Source organism: Saccharopolyspora sp. (genome assembly GCF_017434145.1).
Classification (GTDB): domain Bacteria; phylum Actinomycetota; class Actinomycetes; order Mycobacteriales; family Pseudonocardiaceae; genus Saccharopolyspora_C; species Saccharopolyspora_C galaxeae.
This window is the reverse complement of the sequence record NZ_JAFRFW010000082.1, coordinates 1-2,759: the sequence shown is the minus strand read 5'-3', so window position 1 is coordinate 2,759 and position 2,759 is coordinate 1. Positions and strand designations below refer to the sequence as shown.

The window sequence follows — 2,759 nt, the reverse complement described above, 5'->3', positions numbered from 1 at the left end:
CGGTTCGTCGAGCAGCAACAACCGCGGTGCCGGTTCGGCCAGCAGCAACGTGGCCAGCGCCGCCCGGAAGCGCTCTCCGCCGGAGAGCCTGCCGACCGGCCGATCGGCGTCCGCCCCGCGCAGCAGGAAGCGGGCGAGCTGCGCGCGGATCGCGTTGGGTGTGGCCGACGGCGCGGCCTGCGCGACGTTGTGCACGGCCGACATCCGCTCGTCGAGCACGTCGAGGCGCTGCGGCAGGTATCGCGCCGGTACGAGCGTGCGGACCTCGCCCGCGTCCGGTTCCAGCTCGCCCATGATGGTTCGCAGCAGCGTGGTCTTGCCCGCGCCGTTGGCGCCGACCAGCGCGATCCGTTCCGGTCCGCGCACCTCCCAGTTCACCAGCGGACCGTTGCGCAGCAGCACGCCGGTGAGCCGCAGGACCTCCTTGCGCGCGGGCACCTCGGTCGCCGGGATGTCGATCCGGATCTCGTCGTCGTCGCGGACCGCTTCCTCGGCGGCTTCGAGCCGTTCCCGGGCCTGGCGCACCTTGTCGTCGTGCATGTTGCGGTACTTGCCCGCCGCGATTTCCGCGTCCTCGGCCCGTTTGCGCATCCGGACCTTGGGTTCCCGCTTGGTCTCCCAGCGCTTGCGGCCGTAGCGCTGCCTGCGGTCCAGCTTGATCCGCGCTTCGGCCAGCTCGCGGCGCTGGCGCTTGAGGTCCTGCTCGGCCGCGCGCACGCTGCGCTCGGCGGCTTCCTGATCGGCGGCCACGGCCTGCTCGTAGTCGGTGAGGTTGCCGCCGTAGCAGGTGAGCGCGCCGTCGCGGAGTTCGGCCATGCGGTCCATCCGCTGCAACAGCTCGCGATCGTGCGAGGCGATCAGCAGCACGCCGTCGGAGGAGGCGAGCGCCTGGTGCGCGAGTGCCCTCGCCCGCTGATCGAGGTTGTTGGTCGGTTCGTCGAGCAGCAGCACGTCGGGCTCGCGCAGGAATTGCGCGGCCAGTCCGAGCAGCACCAGCTCACCGCCGGAGCACGCGCCCACGTGCGCGTCCAGCGGTACCTGTCGGAGGCCGAGCTGGTCGAGGGTCGCGCGGGTCCGCTGCTCGACGTCCCACCTCTCGCCCACGATCGCGAAGTGCTCTTCGCTGGGATCGCCGCTTTCGATGGCCGCGATCGCTCGCCGGACCTGCGCCACCCCGAGAACCTCGTCGACACGGCTCTCGGAGTCCAGGATCAGGTCCTGCGGCAGGTAAGCGAGTTCCCCGTGCGCGCTGACGGTTCCGGAGGTGGGTCGCAGTTCGCCCGCGATCAGCCGCAGCAAGGTGGACTTGCCCGAGCCGTTCGACCCGATCAGGCCGGTGCGCCCGGCGCCGAGCACGACGTCGAGGTGGTCGAACGCGAAACCGCCGTCCGGCCAGGCGAAGGTGAGATCGGAGCAGACGATGGATCCGGACATGCGGGCTCCCGTCGAGGTCGCGACTGGTGACGCGGCCCGGGGATGCGACTTCCGGGCCATGGGCGGCGCGTTCGCGCGCCCGCGTTGCGCGGCCTCAAAGGAGCACGTCAGTACCTCGATGTCCGGCGGTGGTCGTGCTTCGACCGTAGCGAGCACGGCAACCGGTTTTCGCCGCGATCAGCTCCGGCGGCGGTGCAGGTGATGCGCGCGGGCGTACGCCTCGCGGTGCTGGGTGGCGCAGGAAGCCCAGGTGAAGTCCTTGGCGCGGCGTTGCGCGGCGGTCGACAGCGCGGATCGGCGGGCGGGGTCGTCGAGCAGTTCGGTGAGCCCGGCGGCCACGTCGGCGGCGCGGATCCCGCAGTAGGCGACCGCGTCACCGCCGACCTCGGGCAGGCTCAGCCGCCGCGTGGTCAGCACCGCGGCGCCGCAAGCCATCGCTTCCAGCACGGGCAGGCCGAAGCCCTCGCCGATGCTGGGATAGGCGAGGACGTGCGCGCCGCCGAGGAATCCGGGTAACTCGGCGAACGGCACGTACCCGGCGCGGATCACCCGGATGCGGTGCGGCACGGCCTCCAGCGCCCGCTCCACCCGCAAGTCCCAGCCGGGTTGCCCGGCCAGCACCAGCGCCGGATCGTCGGCGCGACCGCGGGCGGCGAGGGTGAACCCGCGGATCAGCGCGGGCACGTTCTTGCGCGGCTCCAGCGCGCCGAGGAACGCCACGTAGGGCTGGTCGCGCAGGCTGAACCGGTCGCGCACCGCGCGGATCTCGGCCGGTGACGGCGGGTGGAAGAACTCCGGGTCCACGCCGTGGTGCATGACGTGCATGGCGCGGCGGTCCGCTCCGGCGCTGCGGGCGAGCCCGGTGGCGGTGGCTTCGCTGGGCACCACGCACAGCGTGGCGCGGCGCAGCGCGGTTTTCGTCCAGGTGCGGAAGAACCGGGCTTTGACCGGGGAGTGCAGTGCGGCACCGGTGAAGAAGGTGGCGTCGTGCAGCGTCACCACGGACGCGGCCGGATTCGCCAGCGGCGTGGTGTAGTGCGGCGAATGCAGCACGTCGGCGCCGAGCCTGCGCACCAGCCGCGGCAACGTGGTCTGCTCCCAGGTCAGCCGCGCGGTGCGGGTGGCGACGGCTTCGGCGGCGGGCACCACCCGCGAGTTCGGGGCGATGCGGGCGTAGAGCCCGGCGTCCCGGGGCTGGCAGACGACGCTGACCCGGGCGCCGTCCTGGTCGAGCGCGGCCAGCAGCGAATCCACGTAGCGACCGACGCCACCGCGGTCGGCGGGGACGGCGGTGGCGTCGATGAGCAGATGCGGCTCACCTCGTT

At 72.6% G+C, this 2,759-nt stretch carries 2 protein-coding genes; both read right to left on the bottom strand.

Going from position 1 to position 2,759, the window contains the following annotated elements; genetic code table 11:
• Positions 1-1,434: ABC-F family ATP-binding cassette domain-containing protein (locus IJH84_RS02045; protein ID WP_295139589.1), on the bottom strand; the 1,434-nt coding region annotated here is incomplete at its 3' end.
• 177 nt (positions 1,435-1,611) lie between these two features.
• Complete coding sequence (locus IJH84_RS02040) at positions 1,612-2,742, bottom strand: glycosyltransferase family 1 protein (RefSeq protein ID WP_295139591.1); 1,131 nt, start codon at positions 2,740-2,742, stop codon at positions 1,612-1,614.
• Positions 2,743-2,759: the final 17 nt, after the last annotated feature.